Source organism: Eubacterium oxidoreducens (assembly GCF_900104415.1).
GTDB lineage: Bacteria > Bacillota > Clostridia > Lachnospirales > Lachnospiraceae > Eubacterium_C > Eubacterium_C oxidoreducens.
Genome location: NZ_FMXR01000019.1, coordinates 13776 through 36724, shown reverse-complemented (window position 1 = coordinate 36724; position 22949 = coordinate 13776). Strand labels below are relative to the sequence as shown.

34 protein-coding genes are annotated in these 22949 nt (G+C 40.6%); 31 read left to right on the top strand and 3 right to left on the bottom strand.

Annotated features, from left to right (window positions below; translation table 11 throughout):
• The first annotated feature begins 27 nt into the window (after nt 1-27).
• The 27 genes from rpsS (at nt 28) to BLS20_RS11700 (ending at nt 13532) form a co-directional block, all read left to right on the top strand.
• Entirely contained in the window at nt 28-309 is a 282-nt protein-coding gene (gene rpsS, locus BLS20_RS11830) for a 30S ribosomal protein S19 (RefSeq protein WP_090174575.1), read from the top strand.
• A gap of 21 nt (nt 310-330) precedes the next feature.
• The gene (gene rplV, locus BLS20_RS11825) at nt 331-717 is read left to right on the top strand and encodes a 50S ribosomal protein L22 (protein ID WP_090174574.1); all 387 of its coding nucleotides are present in this window, start codon (nt 331-333) and stop codon (nt 715-717) included.
• Between the two features lie 11 nt (nt 718-728).
• Nucleotides 729-1382 (top strand): 30S ribosomal protein S3, encoded by a 654-nt coding sequence (rpsC, locus tag BLS20_RS11820; RefSeq protein ID WP_090174573.1) that lies wholly within the window; start codon nt 729-731, stop codon nt 1380-1382.
• The gene (gene rplP / locus BLS20_RS11815; protein ID WP_090174572.1) at nt 1382-1819 is read left to right on the top strand and encodes a 50S ribosomal protein L16; all 438 of its coding nucleotides are present in this window, start codon (nt 1382-1384) and stop codon (nt 1817-1819) included. The genes rpsC and rplP overlap by 1 nt, the downstream gene beginning before the upstream one ends.
• Nucleotides 1809-2012: a 50S ribosomal protein L29 gene (gene rpmC / locus BLS20_RS11810; protein ID WP_090174571.1), complete on the top strand. Its 204-nt coding sequence runs from the start codon at nt 1809-1811 to the stop codon at nt 2010-2012. The genes rplP and rpmC overlap by 11 nt, the downstream gene beginning before the upstream one ends.
• A gap of 35 nt (nt 2013-2047) precedes the next feature.
• The gene (rpsQ, locus tag BLS20_RS11805) at nt 2048-2305 is read left to right on the top strand and encodes a 30S ribosomal protein S17 (RefSeq protein WP_090174570.1); all 258 of its coding nucleotides are present in this window, start codon (nt 2048-2050) and stop codon (nt 2303-2305) included.
• A gap of 18 nt (nt 2306-2323) precedes the next feature.
• Nucleotides 2324-2692, top strand: a complete 369-nt coding sequence (gene rplN / locus BLS20_RS11800; RefSeq protein WP_090174569.1) for a 50S ribosomal protein L14 — start codon at nt 2324-2326, stop codon at nt 2690-2692.
• Nucleotides 2693-2704: 12 nt separating this feature from the next.
• On the top strand, nt 2705-3016 hold the full coding sequence (gene rplX / locus BLS20_RS11795) for a 50S ribosomal protein L24 (RefSeq protein WP_090174568.1): 312 nt from the start codon (nt 2705-2707) through the stop codon (nt 3014-3016).
• 22 nt (nt 3017-3038) lie between these two features.
• Nucleotides 3039-3578, top strand: coding sequence for a 50S ribosomal protein L5 (gene rplE, locus BLS20_RS11790; RefSeq protein WP_090174567.1), 540 nt, complete (start codon nt 3039-3041; stop codon nt 3576-3578).
• Between the two features lie 27 nt (nt 3579-3605).
• The gene (locus BLS20_RS11785) at nt 3606-3791 is read left to right on the top strand and encodes a type Z 30S ribosomal protein S14 (protein WP_087271693.1); all 186 of its coding nucleotides are present in this window, start codon (nt 3606-3608) and stop codon (nt 3789-3791) included.
• A 37-nt stretch (nt 3792-3828) separates the two neighbouring features.
• Entirely contained in the window at nt 3829-4230 is a 402-nt protein-coding gene (gene rpsH, locus BLS20_RS11780) for a 30S ribosomal protein S8 (RefSeq protein WP_090174566.1), read from the top strand.
• Nucleotides 4231-4446: 216 nt separating this feature from the next.
• A complete protein-coding gene (gene rplF, locus BLS20_RS11775) occupies nt 4447-4983 on the top strand; it encodes a 50S ribosomal protein L6 (RefSeq protein WP_090174565.1) in 537 nt (178 codons plus the stop codon).
• An 18-nt stretch (nt 4984-5001) separates the two neighbouring features.
• Nucleotides 5002-5370, top strand: a complete 369-nt coding sequence (gene rplR / locus BLS20_RS11770; RefSeq protein WP_090174564.1) for a 50S ribosomal protein L18 — start codon at nt 5002-5004, stop codon at nt 5368-5370.
• Between the two features lie 15 nt (nt 5371-5385).
• On the top strand, nt 5386-5895 hold the full coding sequence (gene rpsE / locus BLS20_RS11765; RefSeq protein ID WP_090174563.1) for a 30S ribosomal protein S5: 510 nt from the start codon (nt 5386-5388) through the stop codon (nt 5893-5895).
• Between the two features lie 14 nt (nt 5896-5909).
• Nucleotides 5910-6092 (top strand): 50S ribosomal protein L30, encoded by a 183-nt coding sequence (rpmD, locus tag BLS20_RS11760; protein WP_090174562.1) that lies wholly within the window; start codon nt 5910-5912, stop codon nt 6090-6092.
• 31 nt (nt 6093-6123) lie between these two features.
• On the top strand, nt 6124-6567 hold the full coding sequence (rplO, locus tag BLS20_RS11755) for a 50S ribosomal protein L15 (RefSeq protein ID WP_090174561.1): 444 nt from the start codon (nt 6124-6126) through the stop codon (nt 6565-6567).
• Nucleotides 6567-7883, top strand: coding sequence for a preprotein translocase subunit SecY (gene secY / locus BLS20_RS11750; RefSeq protein WP_090174560.1), 1317 nt, complete (start codon nt 6567-6569; stop codon nt 7881-7883). Before rplO ends, secY begins: the two co-directional genes overlap by 1 nt.
• 88 nt (nt 7884-7971) lie before the next feature.
• Nucleotides 7972-8616, top strand: coding sequence for an adenylate kinase (locus BLS20_RS11745; RefSeq protein WP_090174559.1), 645 nt, complete (start codon nt 7972-7974; stop codon nt 8614-8616).
• Nucleotides 8617-8619: 3 nt separating this feature from the next.
• Nucleotides 8620-9405, top strand: a complete 786-nt coding sequence (gene map / locus BLS20_RS11740) for a type I methionyl aminopeptidase (RefSeq protein ID WP_090174558.1) — start codon at nt 8620-8622, stop codon at nt 9403-9405.
• 4 nt (nt 9406-9409) lie between these two features.
• A complete protein-coding gene (locus tag BLS20_RS11735; RefSeq protein WP_090174557.1) occupies nt 9410-9661 on the top strand; it encodes a KOW domain-containing RNA-binding protein in 252 nt (83 codons plus the stop codon).
• Between the two features lie 17 nt (nt 9662-9678).
• Nucleotides 9679-9897, top strand: coding sequence for a translation initiation factor IF-1 (gene infA, locus BLS20_RS11730; RefSeq protein WP_090174556.1), 219 nt, complete (start codon nt 9679-9681; stop codon nt 9895-9897).
• 126 nt (nt 9898-10023) lie between these two features.
• Nucleotides 10024-10137: a 50S ribosomal protein L36 gene (gene rpmJ / locus BLS20_RS11725; RefSeq protein WP_022749217.1), complete on the top strand. Its 114-nt coding sequence runs from the start codon at nt 10024-10026 to the stop codon at nt 10135-10137.
• A gap of 269 nt (nt 10138-10406) precedes the next feature.
• Nucleotides 10407-10775: a 30S ribosomal protein S13 gene (rpsM, locus tag BLS20_RS11720; protein WP_090174555.1), complete on the top strand. Its 369-nt coding sequence runs from the start codon at nt 10407-10409 to the stop codon at nt 10773-10775.
• Between the two features lie 44 nt (nt 10776-10819).
• Nucleotides 10820-11215: a 30S ribosomal protein S11 gene (rpsK, locus tag BLS20_RS11715; protein WP_090174554.1), complete on the top strand. Its 396-nt coding sequence runs from the start codon at nt 10820-10822 to the stop codon at nt 11213-11215.
• A gap of 18 nt (nt 11216-11233) precedes the next feature.
• Complete coding sequence (rpsD, locus tag BLS20_RS11710) at nt 11234-11827, top strand: 30S ribosomal protein S4 (RefSeq protein ID WP_090174553.1); 594 nt, start codon at nt 11234-11236, stop codon at nt 11825-11827.
• A 51-nt stretch (nt 11828-11878) separates the two neighbouring features.
• Nucleotides 11879-12841, top strand: a complete 963-nt coding sequence (locus tag BLS20_RS11705) for a DNA-directed RNA polymerase subunit alpha (protein WP_090174552.1) — start codon at nt 11879-11881, stop codon at nt 12839-12841.
• Between the two features lie 160 nt (nt 12842-13001).
• Nucleotides 13002-13532 carry a bL17 family ribosomal protein gene (locus BLS20_RS11700; protein ID WP_090174551.1) on the top strand — a complete coding sequence of 177 codons (531 nt, stop codon included), beginning with the start codon at nt 13002-13004 and terminating at the stop codon, nt 13530-13532.
• Nucleotides 13533-13584: 52 nt separating this feature from the next.
• Here the strand turns inward: BLS20_RS11700 and BLS20_RS11695 are convergent, their stop codons facing one another.
• Genes BLS20_RS11695 through BLS20_RS11685 form a run of 3 tightly spaced genes read right to left on the bottom strand, consistent with a single transcriptional unit; the run spans nt 13585 to nt 18083 of the window.
• On the bottom strand, nt 13585-14997 hold the full coding sequence (locus BLS20_RS11695) for a sensor histidine kinase (RefSeq protein ID WP_090174550.1): 1413 nt from the start codon (nt 14995-14997) through the stop codon (nt 13585-13587).
• The gene (locus tag BLS20_RS11690; RefSeq protein WP_090174549.1) at nt 14994-15695 is read right to left on the bottom strand and encodes a response regulator transcription factor; all 702 of its coding nucleotides are present in this window, start codon (nt 15693-15695) and stop codon (nt 14994-14996) included. The genes BLS20_RS11695 and BLS20_RS11690 overlap by 4 nt, the downstream gene beginning before the upstream one ends.
• 15 nt (nt 15696-15710) lie before the next feature.
• Entirely contained in the window at nt 15711-18083 is a 2373-nt protein-coding gene (locus BLS20_RS11685) for an endonuclease MutS2 (protein WP_090174548.1), read from the bottom strand.
• Nucleotides 18084-18229: 146 nt separating this feature from the next.
• Here BLS20_RS11685 and BLS20_RS11680 point away from each other — a divergent pair, with 146 nt between their 5' ends.
• The 4 genes from BLS20_RS11680 to rlmD are packed head-to-tail and all read left to right on the top strand — an operon-like array spanning nt 18230 to nt 22929.
• The gene (locus tag BLS20_RS11680) at nt 18230-19510 is read left to right on the top strand and encodes a S1C family serine protease (protein ID WP_176762399.1); all 1281 of its coding nucleotides are present in this window, start codon (nt 18230-18232) and stop codon (nt 19508-19510) included.
• A gap of 26 nt (nt 19511-19536) precedes the next feature.
• Nucleotides 19537-20490, top strand: a complete 954-nt coding sequence (locus BLS20_RS11675) for a 3'-5' exoribonuclease YhaM family protein (protein ID WP_090174601.1) — start codon at nt 19537-19539, stop codon at nt 20488-20490.
• 13 nt (nt 20491-20503) lie between these two features.
• Complete coding sequence (locus BLS20_RS11670) at nt 20504-21526, top strand: glycoside hydrolase family 5 protein (protein WP_090174546.1); 1023 nt, start codon at nt 20504-20506, stop codon at nt 21524-21526.
• Between the two features lie 2 nt (nt 21527-21528).
• Nucleotides 21529-22929: a 23S rRNA (uracil(1939)-C(5))-methyltransferase RlmD gene (gene rlmD / locus BLS20_RS11665; protein WP_090174545.1), complete on the top strand. Its 1401-nt coding sequence runs from the start codon at nt 21529-21531 to the stop codon at nt 22927-22929.
• Nucleotides 22930-22949 lie beyond the last annotated feature (20 nt).

Below are 22949 nucleotides of genomic sequence, written 5' to 3'. Positions count from 1 at the left end.
TTTGCGTGAACAAATAGGAGGTTAATTATGGCTCGTTCACTTAAAAAGGGACCATTTGCGGATGCAAGTTTATTAAAGAAGGTTGAAGCAATGAACGAAGCAGGAGATAAGCAGGTAATTAAGACCTGGTCTCGTCGTTCTACAATCTTCCCACAGATGGTTGGACATACAATCGCAGTTCATGATGGAAGAAAACATGTGCCTGTATATATTACAGAAGATATGGTAGGACACAAACTCGGAGAGTTCGTTGCTACTAGAACATATAGAGGACATGGAAAAGATGAAAAGAAATCTAGAGTAAAATAATAGTAAAGGAGGTTTTCATTCATGGCAAAAGGACATAGATCCCAGATAAAAAGAGAAAGAAATGCACAGAAAGATACAAGACCTTCAGCTAAGTTATCTTACGCTAGAATGTCAGTAACAAAAGCATGTTTCGTATTAGATGCAATCAGAGGAAAAGATGTAGAGACTGCACTTGCAATCTTAGCATACAACCCAAGATATGCCTCAAGCGTAATCGAAAAGCTGCTTAAGTCAGCAATCGCAAACGCTGAAAACAATAACGGACTTAAAGCAGAAAACCTTTATATTGAAGAGTGTTATGCTAATAAAGGACCAACAATGAAGAGAATCAGACCAAGAGCACAGGGTAGAGCTTATAGAATCGAAAAGAGAATGAGCCACATCACAATCGTGCTGAATGAAAGATAAGGAGGACAATCATGGGACAGAAAGTTAATCCTCATGGCCTGAGAGTCGGAGTTATCAAAGACTGGGACTCAAAATGGTATGCTGAAGATGATTTCGCAGATTTTCTGGTAGAGGACTACAATATCAGAAAATTCCTGAAGACTAAGTTATATAATGCAGGTGTTTCTAAGATCGAGATCGAAAGAGCATCTGACCGCGTAAAGGTTATTCTTTACACAGCTAAGCCTGGTGTTGTTATCGGTAAAGGCGGAGCTGAAATCGAAAGAGTAAAGGCAGAACTGCAAAAGCAGGTTGCTAAGAAGTTAATCGTAGATATCAAAGAAGTTAAGAAGCCGGACAAGGATGCTCAGCTTGTTGCAGAAAACATTGCACTTCAGCTTGAGAACCGTATTTCTTTCCGTCGTGCTATGAAGAGCTGCATGGGTAGAGCTCTTAAGGCGGGAGCTCTTGGTATCAAGACTTCTGTATCAGGACGTCTTGGCGGAGCTGATATGGCTCGTACAGAGTTCTATAGCGAAGGAAATATTCCACTTCAGACACTTAGAGCAGATATTGACTATGGATTCGCTGAAGCTGATACAACTTACGGAAAAGTAGGTGTAAAGGTATGGATCTATAAGGGCGAAGTACTTCCTGTAAAGGAAAAGGAAGGGAGCGATAAATAATGTTAATGCCAAAGAGAGTTAAACGCCGTAAACAGTTTCGTGGCAGCATGAAAGGTAAGGCGCTTAGAGGAAATAAAATCACATATGGTGAATACGGTATCGTTGCATTAGAGCCGGCTTGGATCAGATCAAACCAGATCGAAGCAGCCCGTATCGCCATGACACGTCATGTAAAGCGTGGCGGTAAAGTTTGGATCAAGATTTTTCCAGACAAACCAGTAACTGCAAAACCAGCTGAAACTCGTATGGGTTCCGGAAAAGGAGCATTAGAGTATTGGGTAGCTGTAGTAAAACCAGGCCGTGTGTTATTTGAAATCGCCGGAGTTCCTGAAGAGACAGCTAGAGAAGCTCTTCGTCTTGCTACACATAAATTACCGGTTAAATGTAAAGTAGTTTCACGTGCAGATTTAGAAGGCGGTGAATCAAATGAAAACTAAGACATATTTAGATGAATTAAGAACACAGAGCGTTGAAGAATTAAATGCACAGCTCGTTGATGCTAAAAAAGAACTTTTCAATTTGAGATTCCAGAATGCAACTAATCAGCTTGACAACACAAGTAGAATCAAAGAAGTGAGAAGAAACATTGCCAGAATTCAGACTGTAATTGCTACAAAGGCTGAAGCGTAAGGCATAGATATCCGTAGAGGAAAGGAGATCATATCGTGGAAGAAAGAAATCTTAGAAAAACACGTATCGGCGAAGTCGTTAGTGATAAGATGGACAAGACAATCGTTGTTGCGGTACGTGATAATGTAAGACATCCATTATATAACAAGATCGTTAAGAAGACTTATAAATTAAAAGCTCATGACGAAAACAATGAGAGCCATGTTGGTGACACTGTTAAAGTTATGGAAACAAGACCACTCTCTAAAGACAAGAGATGGAGACTTGTAGAAATCGTAGAAAAAGCAAAATAATAAAAGGAGGCTGCCAACATGGTACAACAGGAGACAAGACTTAAAGTCGCTGATAACACCGGCGCAAAAGAACTGTTATGCATTCGCGTTATGGGCGGTTCTACCAGAAGATATGCGAACATCGGTGACGTTATCACTGCTACTGTTAAAGATGTAACACCAGGCGGTGTTGTTAAAAAAGGCGATGTTGTTAAAGCGGTTGTAGTTCGTACAGTTCGTGGTGCACGTCGTAAAGATGGATCATATATTAAATTTGATGAAAATGCTGCAGTAATCATTAAAGATGATAATACTCCAAGAGGAACTCGTATCTTTGGACCTGTAGCTAGAGAGCTTCGTGATAAGCAGTTTATGAAAATTGTTTCACTGGCTCCGGAAGTATTATAGGAGGTACTTTAGATGTCATCATTAAAAATTAAAAAAGGCGACATGGTTAAAGTTATCGCCGGAAAAGATAAAGATAAAGAAGGCAAAGTAATTGCTGTTAATGTTAAGAATAACACTCTCCTTGTTGAAGGAATCAACATGGTTACAAAGCATGCTAAGCCAAGCATGGCGAACCAGCAGGGCGGAATCCTTCACCAGGAAGGACCAATCGATATTTCTAACGTAATGCTCCTTCATAAAGGAACTCCTACTCGTGTAGGTTTCAAGATGGATGGAGACAAGAAAGTTCGCTATGCTAAGAAGAGCGGCGAAGTGATTGATTAATTTAGAGAGGAGGTCCGTTTAAGTGAGTAGACTTAGAGATACATATCAAAATGAGATCGTAGATGCTATGATCAAGAAATTTGGATATAAGAATATTATGGAAGTGCCAAAGCTCGACAAGATTGTTGTGAACATGGGCGTTGGTGAAGCAAAAGAAAACGCTAAAATTTTAGATGCTGCCATGAAAGATATGGAGCAGATTACAGGACAAAAGCCTGTAACGACTAAAGCTAAGAATTCTATTGCTAACTTCAAATTAAGAGAAGGAATGCCAATCGGATGTAAAGTTACATTAAGAGGTGAAAAGATGTATGAATTTGCTGATCGCCTGATTAATCTTGCACTTCCACGTGTGCGTGACTTTAGAGGTATTAATCCTAATGCATTTGATGGTAGAGGTAACTATGCTCTTGGTATTAAAGAGCAGCTTATCTTCCCTGAAATTGAATATGACCAGATCGACAAAGTTCGAGGCATGGATATCATTTTCGTTACAACAGCAAAGACAGATGAAGAGGCACGTGAATTATTAACATTATTCAACATGCCATTTGCACAGTAGGGTTTCAGTTTTTAGGAGGAAATAGATATGGCTAAGACAGCTATGAAAGTTAAACAGCAGCGCAAGCAGAAATTCTCTACCAGAGAATATAGCCGTTGCAGAATTTGTGGTCGTCCACATGCTTATTTAAGAAAATACGGAATTTGCAGAATTTGCTTTAGAGAGTTGGCATACAAGGGTCAGATTCCTGGAGTTAAGAAAGCAAGCTGGTAAGATTCTTAGATAACACGATATAGGAGGAAAAAAGATCATGACAATGAGCGATCCAATCGCAGATATGCTTACAAGAATTCGTAATGCAAATACTGCAAAACATGATACAGTTGATATCCCTTCTTCTAAGATGAAAGTTGCAATTGCTGATATCTTAGTTAATGAAGGATATATTGAGAAATACGAAATGATCGAAAACAATGGTTTTGATACAATTCGTGTAACTCTTAAGTTTACACCGGATAAGAGCGAAAAGATTATTACAGGAATCAAGAGAATTTCTAAACCTGGTCTTCGTGTTTATGCCGGAAAAGATGAAATCCCGAAGGTTCTTGGAGGACTTGGAATTGCAATCCTTTCAACAAATCAGGGAATCATCACAGATAAAGAAGCTAGAAAACTCGCTGTAGGAGGCGAAGTGTTAGCATTTGTATGGTAGGACGTTCTCGGAACTTAGCGAAGCCTGGCGACAGCGAAGAGTGAGCTTAGTAAAGAGAACCAAGAAAGCAACTTAATGAGAGCGAGCCGAGAAGCGAAGGTCGAAATTAGTGTAAGGCCGTTCTCACTGTTAAGTGTAATTGAGTCTCAGACACTGTACAAAATGTAACAGAATTTAGTAGAAATATTTTTTAAACCAATTATAGGAGGTACGGGCATGTCACGTATAGGAAGAATGCCAATCGCGGTTCCGGCAGGCGTAACTGTCACAATCGCAGAAAATAATCAAGTGACTGTAAAAGGTCCAAAGGGAACACTTGAAAGAAATCTCGCACCTGAAATGGAAATCAAGCAGGAAGGCGAAGAAATCATCGTTTCCAGACCAAATGATTTAAAGAAAATGAAATCATTACATGGATTAACAAGAACACTGCTCAATAATATGATTATTGGTGTAACAGAAGGCTACACAAAAGAGCTTGAAGTTAACGGTGTTGGATACAGAGCATCTAAGTCAGGCAATAAGCTTACATTAAACCTTGGTTACTCTCATCCGGTTGAGATGGAAGATCCAGAAGGTCTTGAAGCTAAAGTTGACGGAAACAAGATCATTGTATCAGGTATCGATAAAGAGAAAGTTGGCCAGTACGCTGCTGAAATCAGAGATAAGAGAAGACCAGAACCTTATAAGGGCAAGGGAATCAAATATGTCGATGAAGTAATCAGACGTAAGGTTGGTAAGACAGGTAAGTAAGTAAAGGAGTGACGAAAAATGGTTAATAAGAAATCAAGAGCACAGGTTCGTGCAAAGAAACATAGAAGAATTCGTCATCATTTGGCTGGTACATCTGCAAGACCTCGTCTGGCAGTATTTAGAAGTAATAACCACATGTACGCTCAGATTATTGATGACACAGTTGGAAATACACTCGTTTCAGCATCTACTCTTTCAAAAGAAGTTAAAGATGGACTGGATAAGACAAACAATGTTGAAGCAGCAGCTCATCTTGGAACTGTAATTGCAAAGAAGGCTTTAGATAAAGGTATTACTACAGTTGTATTTGACAGAGGTGGTTTTATCTACGAGGGTAAAGTGAAAGCTTTAGCTGACGCAGCAAGAGAAGCTGGATTAGAATTTTAAGGAGGAAACGGTTACATGAAGCGTAATATCATTGATGCAAGTCAATTGGAATTAACGGAAAAAGTAGTATCCATCAAGCGCGTAACAAAAGTTGTAAAAGGTGGACGTAACATGCGTTTCACAGCTTTGGTTGTTGTTGGCGATAATGCAGGTCATGTTGGTGCAGGACTTGGAAAAGCAACTGAAATTCCGGAAGCAATTCGCAAAGGAAAAGAAGATGCTATTAAGAAGCTGATTACTGTAAAGCTTGATGAAAATAACAGTATTACACATGATATTTCAGGAAAACATACTGGAGCATCTGTTTTATTAAAGAGAGCACCTGAAGGTACTGGTGTTATTGCCGGAGGTCCGGCACGTAGCGTGTGTGAACTTGCGGGAATCAAAAACATTCGTACAAAATCTTTAGGATCTAATAACAAGCAGAACGTTGTACTCGCTACAATTGATGCTCTTAGCCAGTTAAAATCCCCTGAAGAGGTAGCAAAACTTCGCGGTAAGTCCGTAGAAGAGATTCTCGGTTAAGGAGGCATATAAAAATGGCAGATAAGTTAAAAGTTACATTGGTAAAATCTCCAATCGGAGCAATCCCTAAACATAAGAAAACAATTGAAGCTCTTGGACTTAAGAAATTAAATAAGTCTGTAGAACTTCCAAATAATAAAGCTGTTCAGGGAATGGTATTCCAGGTAAAACATTTAGTAAAAGTAGAAGAAATTTAATTATAATTATTAAGTTAGAGGAGGTGTCGAAATGGATTTATCAAATTTAAAACCGGCAGATGGTTCTAAGCACAGTGATAATTTCAGAAGAGGCCGTGGACATGGTTCCGGAAATGGAAAGACAGCCGGAAAAGGACATAAAGGACAGAAGGCTCGTTCTGGCGGCGGAGTAAAGCCGGGCTTTGAAGGTGGACAGATGCCTTTATACAGACGAATTCCAAAACGTGGATTCACCTGTAGAAATTCAAAGGACATTGTTGCAATTAATATGTCAGCTTTAGAAGTATTCGATAATGATGCAGTAGTTTCTATTGATACATTAATAGAGAAAGGTATTGTTAAGAACCCTCGTGATGGAGTTAAGATTCTTGGCAATGGTACACTTACTAAGAAACTCACAGTTCAGGCTAATGCTTTTAGTGCTGGCGCAAAAGAAAAAATTGAGGCTCTTGGTGGAAAAGCAGAGGTGATCTAATGCTTGAAACTTTGCGAAATGCATTTAAGGTAAAAGATATACGTCAGAGGATAATATTTACATTCTTAATGCTGATCGTAATCAGGGTTGGATCGCAGATTCCTGCACCGGGAATTAACACAGAATTATTCACCGAATGGTTCTCAAGTCAATCTAATGATGCGTTCAACTTTTTTGATGCAGTAACTGGCGGTTCTTTTTTGGATATGTCTATTTTTGCATTAAATATTACACCTTATATCACATCATCCATTATTATGCAGTTATTGACGATTGCAATTCCTAAGATTGAGGAAATGCATCGTGATGGTGAGGAAGGTAGAAAGAAGATTACCGCAATTACCCGTTATCTTACGGTTGGACTTGCACTTCTTGAGTCAGTAGCAATGGCAATCGGATTTGGTAGAAACGGTTATTTGACAGAATTTACGGCAATAAATGTAATTTCTGTTGTTGCGGTACTCACCGCAGGATCGACAATCCTTATGTGGATTGGTGAACGCATTACGGAAAAAGGTGTTGGAAATGGTATTTCTATCGTTTTGGTAATTAATATTATTTCCAGAATTCCTGATGACCTTGGTTCGTTATTTGAGCAGTTTATTTCAGGAAAGACGATTGCAAGAGGAACACTTGCAGGCGTTGTTATTGCAGCGATTATAATACTGACAGTCGTATTTGTCGTAGTACTTCAAGGTGCGGAAAGAAAGATACCTGTACAGTATTCGAAGAAACTTCAAGGAAGACGTCAGGTTGGTGGTGCATCCACCAATATTCCTCTGAAGGTCAATACAGCCGGAGTTATTCCGGTCATCTTCGCACAATCGATTATGCAGTTTCCGGTTGTTATTGCAACATTAGCAGGACAGTCAGAAGGCACAGGTTTTTGGGGAAAGGTTTTGAAAGGATTGTCCCAGTCAAACTGGTGTAATCCGGATCAGCCGATTTACTCTATTGGACTTGCGGTATATATTCTGCTAATTATTGCATTTGCATATTTCTATACATCGATTACATTTAATCCTTTGGAAATTGCAAATAATATGAAACGTCAGGGTGGATTTATTCCGGGAATCAGACCGGGAAAATCAACCAGTGATTATTTACAAAGAATTTTAGGTTATATTATCTTTATTGGAGCAATCGGACTTTCGATTACAGCATTTATACCAATTTTCTTCAATGGATGGTTTGGTGCTGATGTTTCCTTCGGTGGAACATCCATCATTATCATTGTTGGAGTTGTAATTGAAACGATTAAACAGATTGAATCTCAGATGGTAGTACGTAACTATAAGGGATTTTTAGATGCTTAATTACCAAGGATGATAATGATTTATGCAGAGATACGGATCATCCGTATCTCTGTATGTGTTTTTACGAAAATTATGGAGGATTTTAATCATGAAGATTATTATGTTGGGGGCTCCTGGTGCCGGAAAAGGTACACAGGCAAAACAAATCGCAGATAAATATACGATTCCGCATATTTCTACAGGAGATATTTTCCGTGCTAATATTAAAGAAGGAACTCCTCTTGGAAAGAAAGCCAAAGAGTATATGGACAAGGGAGATCTTGTGCCGGATGAATTGGTAGTAGATCTTGTTGTCGATCGTATCGGACAGGATGATTGTAAGAACGGATTTGTTCTTGACGGATTTCCAAGAACGATTCCACAGGCAGAGGCACTTACAGCAGCACTTGAAAAAGCCGGAGAAGCAATGGATTATGCAATCGATGTTGATGTGCCGGATGAAAATATTATTGAGCGTATGTCAGGAAGAAGAGCATGCGTAAATTGTGGAGCAACTTATCATATTGTTACGATTCCAACGAAAGTAGAAGGAATCTGTGATAGATGCGGAAAAGAAACAATTCTTAGAGATGATGATAAGCCTGAGACAGTAAAGAATCGTCTTAAAGTTTATCATGATCAGACACAACCTCTTATCGATTACTATAAGAAGGTAGGAATCTTAAAGAGCGTTGATGGTACACAGGATATGAAGAAAGTATTTGCAGATATTACTGCAATTCTAGAGGCCTAAGATATGCCAGTATCAATTAAATCTGCCAGAGAGATTGAACTTATGAAAGAAGCCGGAAAGATTTTGGCGAAAGTTCATCAAGATCTGGGAAAAGCATTAAAACCGGGAATGTCAACACTTGACATTGATCAGCTTGGAGAAGAAATGATACGTAGTTATGGATGTGAGCCTTCGTTTAAAAATTACATGGGCTATCCCGCATCTGTATGTGTATCATTAAATGATGAAGTTGTGCATGGTATTCCAAGAGCAGATTGTATCATTGTTGAAGGAGATATCGTAAGTCTCGATATTGGAGTTAAGCATAAAGGTTATCATTCAGATGCTGCAAGAACTCATGGTATTGGTGAGATTTCTAAAGAAGCCGCTGATTTGATATTTCATACAAGACAAAGTTTCTTCGAAGGGATAAAAAAGGCCGTTGACGGTGGACATTTGCATGATATTTCTAATGCGATTGCGTCTTACTGTGAAGAAAGAGGGTATGGTGTAGTTGAAGATCTCGTTGGACACGGAATTGGATCTAATCTCCATGAAGAACCGGAGATTCCGAATTTTTACCAGCGCCGAAGAGGAATTCTGCTAAAAAAGGGAATGACACTTGCAATTGAGCCGATGATTAATGCAGGACGACTCGATGTAGAGTGGATGGATGACGATTGGACTGTCGTTACAGAGGATGGTTCGTTATCTGCACATTACGAAAATACAATTCTTATCACGGATGGTCAGCCTGAGATTCTCACTTTGACAGAAGATGAGATGAAAGAAGGCATCTGGAAGGTGTAAATATATGATTCGATTAGCTAGATCCAAAGCCGGTCATGATACCGGTAAGGTTTATTATATATGCAAAGAAGATGATAACTATTATTATCTTACGGATGGTTACCTTAAAAAAATTGAGCATCCTAAGAAGAAAAAAAAGAAACATCTACAGCTTATTACTCAGATTCCACAAAAGGTTGTCGATATATTAAGCGAAGATGTTCAAGATGAGAATGCACAAATAAGAAAAGCATTAAAAGCTTATCAAGACAGGTAGATAGATGGAGGTTTAAAATGTCTAAAGCAGATGTAATTGAAGTTGAAGGAAAAGTTGTTGAGAAGTTACCGAATGCGATGTTTCAGGTAGAACTTGAGAATGGTCATCAGGTGCTGGCACATATTAGTGGAAAGCTCCGCATGAATTATATTCGAATTCTTCCGGGAGATACTGTAACCTTAGAGCTTTCTCCATATGATCTTACAAAAGGAAGAATCGTTTGGAGAGATAAATAAAGCAAAAAAATCGGTTAAAATAATCTTGCAAAGGGAAAGCGTCCGTGATATAATATCATGCGGACGCTTTTATAGTGCCCTAATAGTTATGCAAAAAACAGGCTTTAACAGAAAGGAGGATTTGACGTGAAAGTAAGATCATCAGTGAAACCTATTTGTGAAAAATGCAAAGTCATTAAGAGAAAAGGACGTGTAAGAATTATCTGCGAAAACCCAAAGCATAAGCAAAGACAGGGATAATTTCTCAGACTATTTGCAGACTATTTAATTATGTGCGGCTGCAGTCGCTGACTATCTTAAGGCGACTGTTCATAATAACAGTTACTTCGCTGGATAAATGTCTTTTATACCGAGAGGATATTTACGAAGAAGGGAACGTACCATAGGGTACAAAATCGTAGGTGAAATGATTAGGAAATGCACACATTTCAGGCCGGGCAACCGGAGCTGCATGGGGGAATCATTTCAAGAATAGAAAAGATTTAGAAATTATGGAGGTGTAAACACACATGGCTCGTATCGCAGGTGTAGATTTACCAAGAGAAAAACGTGTTGAGATTGGCTTGACATATATTTACGGAATTGGCAGAACCAGTGCAGATCGTATTCTTGCAGAAGCTAAAGTAGATCCAGATACTCGTGTAAGAGATCTGACTGACGATGAAGTAAAGAGAATCAGCGCTGTAATTGATGAAACTCAGACTGTAGAGGGTGATCTTCGTAGAGAAATCCTCATGAACATCAAGAGATTACAGGAAATCGGATGCTATCGTGGAATCCGTCATAGAAAAGGTCTTCCTGTTCGTGGACAGAACACAAAGAACAATGCCAGAACAAGAAAAGGACCAAAGAGAACTGTTGCTAATAAGAAGAAATAAGTAGCAACCCAATTTTGATTTTAAGAAAGTAGGTTAGTTTAAATATGGCTAAAAAAGTTACAAAAAAAGTGACAAAACGTCGTGTAAAGAAAAACGTTGAACGTGGACAGGCACATATTCAGTCATCATTCAATAATACAATTGTAACAATTACTGATACAGAAGGTAATGCGTTATCATGGGCTAGTGCTGGTGGTCTTGGATTTAGAGGTTCAAGGAAATCTACTCCATATGCTGCACAGATGGCAGCAGAGACAGCTACTAAGGCAGCTTTGGTTCATGGATTAAAGACAGTAGACGTAATGGTTAAAGGACCTGGTTCAGGTCGTGAAGCAGCAATCCGTGCCCTTCAGGCATGTGGTCTTGAAGTTACATCAATTAAGGATGTTACTCCGGTTCCTCATAACGGATGCCGCCCACCAAAGCGTAGAAGAGTATAATCAGGAGGTAATTGATCGATGGCAGTAAATAAAACACCAATACTGAAAAGATGTAGATCACTTGGTCTAGATCCGGTATATTTAGGCGTAGATAAGAAATCTAATAGATCACTGAAGCGCTCTAACAGAAAAATGTCAGAGTATGGCCTTCAGTTAAGAGAAAAGCAGAAAGCAAAATTCATTTATGGAGTTTTGGAAAAACCTTTCCATAACTATTATGTTAAGGCAGATAAGATGAAAGGTATGACTGGTGAAAACCTTATGGTCATCTTAGAGAGCCGTCTTGATAATGTAATTTTCCGTCTTGGATTCGCAAGAACCAGAAGAGAAGCAAGACAGGTTGTTGATCACAAGCATGTAACAGTTAACGGTAAGATCGTAAACATTCCTTCTTATCTTGTTAAGGCCGGTGATGTAATCGAGATTAAAGAAAAGTCAAAGGGTATTCAGAGATTTAAGGATATTACTGCAGTAACAGCTGGTAGACTTGTACCTGAATGGCTTGATGTTGACGCTGAGAATTTAAGCGCAACAGTTAAGGAATTACCAAATCGTGACGCAATTGACGTACCAGTTGATGAAATGTTGATCGTCGAGTTATATTCTAAGTAAGATTCGGTTAATTAGCAAATATTTACGGCCCGAAAAGGAGGAGCAAAAAGCGTGTTTGATTTTGAAAAACCTAAGATTGAGATTGCAGAAATCTCTGAAGATAAAAAATACGGTAGATTTGTTGTTGAGCCATTAGAAAGAGGCTATGGAACAACACTTGGAAATTCTTTAAGAAGAATTATGCTTTCTTCTTTGCCGGGAGCAGCGGTTAGTCAGGTTAAGATTGATGGAGTTCTTCATGAATTTAGTTCAATTCCTGGAGTGAAAGAAGATGTTACGGAAATTGTTATGAACATCAAGAATCTTTCCATTCGAAACAATAGCCAGTCTGATGAACCTAAGGTTGCATACCTTGAGTTTGAAGGCGAAGGCAATGTGACAGCTGCAGATATTCAGGTGGATAGCGATATTCAGATTATGAATCCGGATTTGCATATTGCTACTTTAAATGGCGGTACTGATTCCAAATTGTATATGGAACTTACCATTACAAAAGGAAGAGGTTATGTTAGTGCGGATAAGAACAAAACGGAAGATACACCAATCGGTGTAATCGCAGTTGATTCTATTTATACACCTGTAGAGCGTGTTAATCTTACAGTAGAAAATACACGAGTAGGTCAGATTACAGACTATGATAAACTGACATTAGATGTATATACGAATGGAACAATAGAGCCGGATGAAGCAGTAGGACTTGCTGCTAAGGTATTAAGCGAACATCTTAGCTTGTTCATTAACTTATCTGAGACAGCGAAAGAAGTTGAGGTAATGAGCGAGAAAGATCCGGATGAAAAGCAAAAGGCTCTAGTATTAAATATTGATGAATTGGAACTTTCGGTACGTTCTTATAATTGCTTAAAGAGAGCTGGTATCAATACGGTTGAAGAACTGATTAACAAGACTCCGGAAGACATGATGAAGGTACGTAACCTTGGTCGTAAGTCTCTCGAAGAAGTGTTAGCAAAGTTGAAAGAGCTTGGCTTAGAATTAAATCAGGGCGAAGAGGCATAATAATAGTTAAAGTTAATCATTTGGCTGGCCGCGTAAGACCACAAGGCAGCTTGACCGGTCAATCCATGAGCTGATAATAGCATAGTGGAGGAAATTGTCATCTGCGAAGTAAGACCAAAGAGCGTTTGCAAATGCACCACAATAATGGAGGAATTATATAATGGCAAAGTACAGAAAATTAGGAAGAACATCTGATCAGAGAAAAGCGTTAATCAGAAGTCAGGTGACTGCATTACTGAACAATGGTAAGATTGTTACAACTGAGGCTAGAGCTAAGGAAGTTCGTAAGGTTGCAGAAGGTCTTATTGCACTTGCAGTAAAGGAAAAGGATAACTTTGAAGAAGTTACTGTAAAGGCTAAAGTGGCACAGAAGACTGCTGATGGAAAGCGTGTAAAAGAAGTTGTAGATGGTAAGAAGAAGACTGTTTATGATGAAGTAGAAAAGACAATTAAGAAGGATATGCCTTCTCGTCTTCATGCTAGACGTCAGATGTTAAAAGTTCTTTATCCTGTTAAGGAAGCTGCTGAAAATGGAGCTAAGAAGCAGGCTAAGGAAGTTGATCTTGTTGCTAAATTATTCGATGAGATCGCACCAAAGTACACAGATCGTAACGGTGGATATACTCGTATCGTTAAGATTGGTCAGCGTAAAGGTGACGGTGCTTTAGAAGTTCTGTTAGAGCTTGTATAACATATTAGATCTTGATAAAAAAAGAGTTGTCGCATTGCGGCAACTCTTTTTTCTATAATTTCTCACGATCTGCAAGTGGCAGCGTAAAGATAAATTCCGTGCCGGCATCAACCGTACTGACAACATTAATATTTTCACCGTGTGCCTGGATAATGCCTTTCACTATCGAAAGCCCGATACCGGATCCTTTCTTATCCTTACCTCTTGAGGAATCGCTCTTATAGAAACGATCCCAGATCTTAGGAAGGTCTTCCTTGGCAATGCCGGCGCCATGATCCTTAACAGAGACGAAGACTTTGCCGCCCTTAATAGAGGTTTCTATATGAATGTCAGATTGGTCGAAGCTAAACTTGATGGCATTATCAATAAGATTGTAGAGAATCTGTTGAATCTTCGACATATCGGCAGAAACGAAGAGCTTTTGACCGGTAAGAGATAGTTTAAAATGGATTTCGCGTTCCTTACATTGTCCTTCAAATGTCATAAGAGCAGAGCGAATCATTTGGTGAAGATCAAAGTCTGTTATGTCTAAAAGTGCGCCTTTAGAGCCGGTTTTATTAAGCTCTAAGAGGCTTTCCGATAATTTGCTAAGACGCTTAGCTTCAGTTAAAACAATCTTTAAGTATTTATTATACATCTCTGGTGGAATAGTGCCGTCAAGCATGGCTTCAATGTAACCTTTTAGAGAAGTCAATGGAGAACGAAAATCATGAGAGATGTTGGAAATAAAGTTACGTTGATCTTCTTCAAGAGAACCAAGTCTTTGTTCCATATAAGAGATATATGCGGTAATATCGCTAATATCATCCAACGCAGAAAATGTAATTGGAGTTGTGATATTGCCATTATGGTAGTCTTTAAGATGTTTTTTTACTTTCTCCATCTTGCGAATCCAAGTGAACAAAATAAGCAGCATACAGCCAAGAAGAATCAGCATTAAAAATAAGTAAGTCAGATAGGCCGTGTTAAGTAGATTTAATGCATCCGATTCTATGGCGCTCATCGGAAGATGGATCAGAACATAACCGCGCACCGTGTAGTCCGTTGTAACCGGTGCATAGACGCTTAGATATTCTGCGGAAAAAATATTGTAGAAATCACCGATGACATAATTGTGACTTCCAAAATCCGTAACGTCAAATTGATCTAGAGCAGTGCCGACGCGGGAAGTGTCTGTGCTTAGCGTAATCTTACCAGCAGAAGATACAAGCCAGATTTCACCATCCATAAAGCTTGATAGAGAAGTCAAGATGCGTTTCATTTCCTGCGCACTTAAAGTATTTCCATAATACTCGGTTGCATAGGACTGAGAAATGGATGTTGCTTCCTTGTAGAGCGACTGTGCACGTGACTTAGTCGTAGATTTTAAGGCGTTTTTGTATGTAAATGATGAAATAAGAATAAAACCGACGATGCCAAATAAGATATATCCGATAATCAGTTTCAATCGTATTGATATTTTCATGCTTTTACCTCAAATTTATATCCGATTCCCCATACCGTAGAGATGCTCCAGTTATTATTATCATGAATCTTTTCGCGAATTCGTTTTACATGAACATCAACGGTTCGCGTGTCCCCGATATATTCATAGCCCCATATATGATCGAGAAGCTGTTCTCTAGTAAAGACTTGATTTGGCTGAGAGGCCAGAAAATAAAGCAGTTCAAGTTCCTTTGGTGGCATATCAATCTGTTTTCCCTGATAAATAACGGAATAATTGGTTTGATTAATAGATAAATCCGGATATTCGACACATCGCGTATCGGAACCGTTGTTTTTTTCTTGTTCCGGTGTATAACGTCTTAGTACGGCTTTTACACGTGCGACAAGTTCTTTTGAGTCAAATGGTTTAATAATGTAGTCGTCTGCCCCAAGTTCGAGTCCAAGAACCTTATCAAACACTTCACCTTTGGCTGAAAGCATAATAATCGGGACAGAACTTTTGGCACGAATCTCACGGCAGACCTGATAACCGTCTATTCCCGGGAGCATTAAGTCTAATAAAATGAGATTAGGCTTATATTCCGAAAAGGCCTTAAGTGCTTCTTCTCCATCTAATACCATCATGGTATCAAAGCATTCCTTAGTCAGATATAAACTAATTAGTTCTGCAATATTGGCATCATCATCAACAATAAGAATTTTTTGTTTTGCAACCATTGATTGGCTCCTCCCCTATTTTAATTCTGCAATCGTTACACCGCTGTCACCTTCGCCAAAGGCGCCTAGACGATAGGATGCAACGCTGCGATTGGTTTTTAGATATTTTTGGACGGCACTGCGAAGGACTCCGGTACCCTTACCGTGTACAATTCGTACGGAAGGAATATGAGCTAATACTGCGTCGTCGATATATTTGTCCAAAAGGGCGATCGCTTCGTCGGCGGTCTTTCCAAGCAAATTGATTTCTGTGGAAACAGCCTGGCTTTTGTTCATTTTAAGTTTACCGGCAGAAGTTTTCGGTGTTTTGCTCTGAAAATCGATAGCCTCTTCGATGAATTCAAGATCGTTAAGTTGTACTTTGGAGTTTAAGATTCCCATCTGTACAGTCAATTCGCCTTTTGCATTAGGAAGGGAGTGAACGGTACCGGTAAGATTCATGGAGAGAACTTTCACTTTGTCACCGATTCGAAGATTTTTCGGAAGCGGTTTCTTTTTCTTTGGAGTAGAGTTCATAGTAGAGGCATTGGCTGATTTTTTCATCTGCTCACGGACGAGCGCACGTTGCTGTTCCATTTTGCGAATATCCGGATTGGAGGAAGCGTATTTTTGGAAATCACGAATGGTTTTGTCGGCGATTTCTTTGGCTTCACTTAGGATTTCCTGTGCTTTTTCGTTAGCCTCACGAATAATCTTATCCCGATTGGTGGAAATTCGCTGTTCTTTCTCCTCAGCACGCTTTTTGAGAACTTCTATTTCTGACTTATAGCTTTGAGCCTCAAGTTCCATGCGACGGGCATTGGCACGGCTGTTTTCTAAGTCGGAGATGAGATTTTCAAAATCAATCTGGGACTGGCTCATGCGCTCACGGGCATTGTCGATTAGATTCTGGTCAAGTCCGAGTTTGCCGGATATGGCAAATGCATTACTTTTACCGGGAACTCCAATCATCAGATGATAGGTTGGAGATAAGGTTTTAACGTCGAATTCGCAGCTTGCATTTTCCACATCTTCCGTGCTTAGGGCATAGGCCTTCATCTCGCTGTAATGTGTTGTTGCCATTGTTAAAACATGGTTTTGGCGCAGACAATCTAGAATCGAGATAGCAAGTGCTGCACCTTCCGTTGGATCGGTTCCGGCACATAATTCGTCAAATAGAACCAGACTCTTGTGGTTAGCATGTTCTAAGATGGAAACGATATTGGTCATGTGGGAAGAGAAAGTAGAAAGACTTTGCTCAATGCTTTGTTCATCGCCAATATCCGCATAGATTTCGTGAAATATTCCAATCTCACATCGGTCAAGTGCCGGAATGTGAAGTCCGGCCTGAGCCATAAGGCAAAATAAACCAACGGTCTTTAGTGAAACTGTTTTACCACCGGTATTGGGACCTGTGATGATAAGCTGATGAAAGTCGTATCCAAGATGTACATCGATTGGAACCACTTTCTTGGGATCTAAAAGTGGATGACGACCTCCACGAATTCTTACAACGGCATCTTCTTTTAGAATCGGTCTTGAGGCATTCATATTTTTGGCAAGCATACCTCGTGCGAAGATAAAATCAAGCTGCGTAAGCAGACGGTAATCTTCGGCAAGACAAGTAGAGTATGCGGCTGCCTGCTCACTTAAATTGGCGAGAATTTTCTCGATTTCCTCTTTCTCATCCAAAGAAAGCTGTTTTAAATCGTTGTTTAGTTTGACTACAGCCATCGGCTCGATAAATAAGGTAGAACCGGTAGAAGACTGATCGTGAATCATACCGGGAACGAGCGATTTGGCATCTGCTTTTACCGGTAGACAATAGCGGCCATTACGCATAGTAATCACGTGATCTCGCAGATGTTCTCGCGTAGAGGCATTGGCAAGCATCTCATTCATCTGTGAATGGATGCGTCCTTGCATCTTTTGCATCTGGTTTCGGATATGACGAAGGTTAGAAGAAGCATCGTCAGCAATTTCATCTTCTGAGAGAATGCATCTTCGTATTTCATCGCAAAGCGGCGTTAGTGGCTCGATTGCCAAAAACAGATCAGACAAGCAGTCCTTTTTCTCTGTACTATCTGTAGCACCATAGGCTCGAACGCGCTTGGCAGCCTCAAGAAGATGGCTGATGCGAAGAAGCTCTGCGGCAGATAGTGCACCGCCGACTTCGAGCCTTGACAAGGCAAATGAAAGAGAGTGAACGCCGGAAAAAGAAATACTTCCGCAGCGAAAGATTCTTCCAAGTGCGGCAAAGGTCTGCTGCTGCATTTTTATAATATGATTGATATCATCTGAAGGAACAAGCTCATGGCAAAGGGTCTTACCTCCTTCGCTAAAGGCTTGTTCTTCTAGCAAATGTATAATTTTATCGAATTCTAATGTATGTAGAACTTTTTGGTTCATAGATTACTTCCTTATCATTTATTGTACTTATCTTATTTTATCCTAAAGATGGCTTTTAGGAAAGATGCCACGCGGGGAAACTTGTCGCGTTACGTCTAAAATTGTATAATTAGCACAGACTAAAAAAGCAGCTGAGAGGAATGCGTATGAGCCTGAATCAGGATGAATATGAACTTATTTCAGAAGAAATTAAAGACAAACCGGTCAGTAAAAAGAAACGAACACGGCAGTTTGTGATGGTTGTTGTGTTTGGAATTGTGCTTGGCGCCGTGGCGGCGGTTGTATTTTTCTTTGTACAGACAGGCTTAAGCAATGTATTGGCGATTGATGATGAAACGGTTATGACCGAGCAACAGACCGATTCTTTGATAGACAATTCGCTTGTGCTTGAAGAGATTCAGTCGATGATCCAATCAGAGGTTGAAAGTGGATTGGACGAGGCGGATGTATCAAATCTGTCGGCGCAGCAAAAAAAGCTTTATCAGATTGGAACGAAGATGGATTCTGCGATTGTGACCGTCACGGGGATTGTAGCAGGAGAAGATTGGTTTGAAACAGAGTCTAGTCAGCAGGGACAAAGTGGTGGAATCATACTTAAGAAAGGCGATAAAAAGATATCGATTTTGACACGGTATAGCACGATAAAGAATGCCGATTCTATTACGGTTAGCTTTGTGGATGATGCCACAGCGAAGGCTAAGCTCAAAAGCTATGACACGGTAACAGGTCTGGCAGTGATTTCGGTGGCATTGTCAGAGCTTTCGGAGGAGACGCTGGACGCTATTTCGGTAGCAGCGCTTGCATCTGAAGATAACCTGGATCGTGGCAGCATTGTTATTGCAATAGGTAGTCCGCTTGGGAGTATTCGATCTGTAGAGGTTGGGTGTGTATCGGACGTGACAAGGAAAGTCAGCAGTGTTGATCACAACTATTTAGTGATTACAACGGATATTAGCGGAAGTGAGAATGCACAGGGGGCTTTCATCAATACAGAAGGAGAAATTGAAGGAATTATTATGCAGGACTTTTCTTTAAGTGGTGCAGATGATATGATAACAGCTGTGTCTGTTTCGGAACTTTCATCGGTTTTAGATGCATTGCTGGAAGGAGAGCAATTTGCCTATCTGGGGATTAAGAGTTCAACTGTGACAGAGACGATGGCAACGGAACACAATCTTCCGGATGGTGTTTATGTATCGGAAATTGTGATGGATTCACCGGCTATGGAAGCTGGAATGCAAAGCGGGGATGTGATTACGGCTATTGACGATAAGAGCATTTCTACGCAAGAAGAATTTGAAAAGGTTTTGTCCGGCTATCAGGCGGATGATGCGATTGTCATCAAAGTAAAGCGTCTTAGCACGACGGGATCTTATCAAGATATTACTTGTAAGGCGATACTTGCAGGTGAGACTTTCCAAGAATAGTAAGGATAGAAAGGATATAGATGGAAATGAAATACATTCAGGATTTAAAAGAAGGCGATAGAATCAGTGAGGTATATTTGTGCAAGCAAAAGCGTACGCTTGTAGCAAAGAATGGTAAGAACTACGATTCGCTCATTTTACAGGACAAGACAGGGACGATGGATGGTAAAATCTGGGATTTGGGATCTTCTGGGATTGAGGAGTTTGATACACTTGATTATGTCATGGTAATGGGGGATGTGACAAGTTTTCAAGGAGCTTTGCAGCTCAATATCAAAAGAGTTCGTAAGGTAGAGGAAGGAGAATATGATCCGGCAGAATATCTTCCGGTCTCTGAGCGTAATATCGATGAGATGTACGAAGAACTAAAAACATATGCAAAGTCGGTGGAAAATCCATATTTACATGAGCTATTGTCTAAGATTTTTTTGGAATCAAAGGAGCTGGAAAAACGATTTAAATTTCATTCCGCAGCAAAGACCGTTCATCATGGATATGTGGGCGGTCTTGTAGAACATACGCTGGGGGTTACCGGTATGTGTGACTTTATGGCAAAGACGTATCCGATATTGAATCGTGATCTTTTGATTACGGCAGCGATGCTTCACGATATTGGAAAGTTAGAAGAATTGTCAACTTTTCCGGAAAATGATTACACAGACCCGGGACAGCTTCTCGGTCACATCGTTATCGGTACGGAGTGGATTGGCCGTTATATCAGAAGTGTTGAAGGATTTCCGGTTAGACTTGGAAATGAGTTAAAGCACTGTATTATCGCACATCACGGCGAGCTTGAATTTGGTTCTCCGAAAAAGCCGGCGCTTGCGGAGGCGATGGCGCTGAATTTTGCCGATAATATTGATGCGAAGATGGAAACGATGAAAGAGCTGTTTGCGGCAAATGCAGGAGCAGCTCCGGGTGAATGGCTGGGGTATAACCGTTTGCTTGAATCCAATGTAAGAAAGACAACGCTCGATTAAAGCAGGTGAGATTATGAAAAAATGGATGGCATTGCTTGTTGCGATGGTAATCTGCATTGGTGCAATAGGGGGCACGGCAGGAAGTATTACCAAGGCGCAGGCAGCAGTATCGCTGGAAGTTGGTAAGACAGCTCTTCCTAGACTTCATGTCAGCGATACAAAGCTTGTGAATGCGAAGGGAAAGAAGGTACAGCTTAGGGGCGTCAGTACCCATGGACTGGCCTGGTATCCGCAGTATGTGAATAAGAAGGCATTTTCCACATTAAAAAAGGACTGGAAGGCCAATGTTGTGCGCCTCGCTCTTTACACCGAAGAGTATGGCGGATACTGCAATACGAATGCGGCCGGTCGAAAGAACTTAGAAGCGCTTATTGACAAAGGCGTAAAGTATGCGGCGATGAACAAGATGTATGTGATCATCGACTGGCATATCTTAAGCGATGGCAATCCGAAGACGCACCAAAAAGCAGCTGTCAAATTCTTTAAGAAAATGGCGAAAAAGTATAAGGGTTATACGAATGTCATTTACGAGATCTGCAATGAGCCAAATGGTGGCAATGTAAGCTGGACCAAGACGATTCGCCCTTATGCGAAGAAGGTGGTTAAGGCCATTCGAAAGTATGACAAGAAGGCGGTTGTAATCGTCGGAACAGGCACCTGGTCGCAGGATGTGGACGCGGTAATAGGACATCAGCTTGGGGATGACAACGTGATGTATGCGCTTCATTTTTATGCGGGTACGCATGGCAGCTGGCTTCGCGACAAGGCTGAAAAAGCGATTGATGCCGGAGTGCCGGTGTTTGTCAGTGAATGTAATATTACGGATGCTTCGGGGGACGGCAATATCAATAAGTCTGAAGGCAATGCCTGGATGAAGTGGATGAAGAAGCATAAGATTTCTTATGTGGCCTGGAATCTGTCGAATAAAGGGGAAGACAGTGCTCTTATTAAGTCTTCCTGTGCAAAAAAGTATGGCTGGAAGAAGTCGCAGCTTAGCACAACCGGCAAATGGTTTAGGAAAAAGATACGAGGATAGAAGTGGAAGAACTTAGGAAGAATCAGGAAGTTACAATTGAAATTACAGATATCGGAAACGGTGGGGAAGGAATCGGAAAAATAAATGGTATGGCATTATTTGTAAAGGATGCCATTATCGGAGATACCGCCCGTGTGAAGATTACCAAACTAAAGAAAAAATATGGTTATGCAAGACTTATGGAGGTGATAGAACCTTCCAAAGACCGTGTAGAGCCAAGATGTTCGCTTGCTAGAAGGTGCGGGGGATGTCAGATTCAGGAAATGTCTTACGAAAGGCAACTTACATTTAAAGAACAAAAGGTGTTAGGTAATCTTGAGCGAATTGGCGGACTGAAAGGCCTTAAACTCGATCCGATTATCGGAATGGAGGAACCTTATCATTTTCGAAATAAGGAGCAGTTTCCGATTCGTAAGGGAAAGGATGGAAAGGCTGTCGCCGGATTCTTTGCAGCCAGAACGCATAGTCTGATTGAGGTTAAGGAATGTCCAATCGGAGCGCCGGTGAATGCCAAGGTGATGAAGACAGTTCTTGATACGGTTAATGAACTTGGAATTGCACCGTATGATGAGGAGACTCACAGCGGAATTCTTCGTCATGTGCTGATTCGATACGGATTTGAGTCTGGGCAGGTGATGGTCTGTCTCGTGATTAATGCCAATCAGATGCCGGGGGAAGAGATCCTGGCAGAGCGCTTGTCTGAGATTGACGGGATGACAAGTATTACCGTGAACATCAACAAAAAAAAGACCAATGTGATACTGGGCAGTAAGATACGAACCATCTGGGGGCAGGATTATATTACCGATACCTTGGACGGAATCGCATTTCAGATTTCGCCTCTTTCTTTTTATCAGGTCAATCCACGTCAGACTGTAAGGCTATATCGTCAGGCAATGGAATATGCGCAGCTTACCGGGAAGGAAACGGTTTGGGATTTGTATTGCGGGATTGGTACGATTTCTTTGTTTTTATCGCGCAAGGCAAAGCAGGTCTACGGTGTTGAAATCGTGCCGCAGGCAATCGAAGATGCCAAAAGGAATGCTGCCCTTAACCGGATAGAGAATGTAAACTTTTTTGTTGGAAAGGCAGAAGAAGTTGTGCCTTCCTTTTATAAAGAGATGAATGAAGGGGCATCTAATCTTGATGAAAAAGCTTTAAGACCGGATGTGATGGTGGTTGATCCGCCGCGAAAGGGCTGCGATGAGGCGCTTCTTGAGACGATGGTTTTGATGGCGCCGGAGAGGATTGTCTATGTCAGCTGTGACAGCGCAACGCTTGCAAGGGATCTTAAGTATCTGAGCGAGCATGGCTATGAGTTTGTGAAGGGAAGAGCAGTGGATCAGTTTGGGCATAGTGTGCATGTTGAGTGCGTAGTATTGATGTCACGTGCTGACAGGTAAGAGGTGTTGAAAGGCTTGAA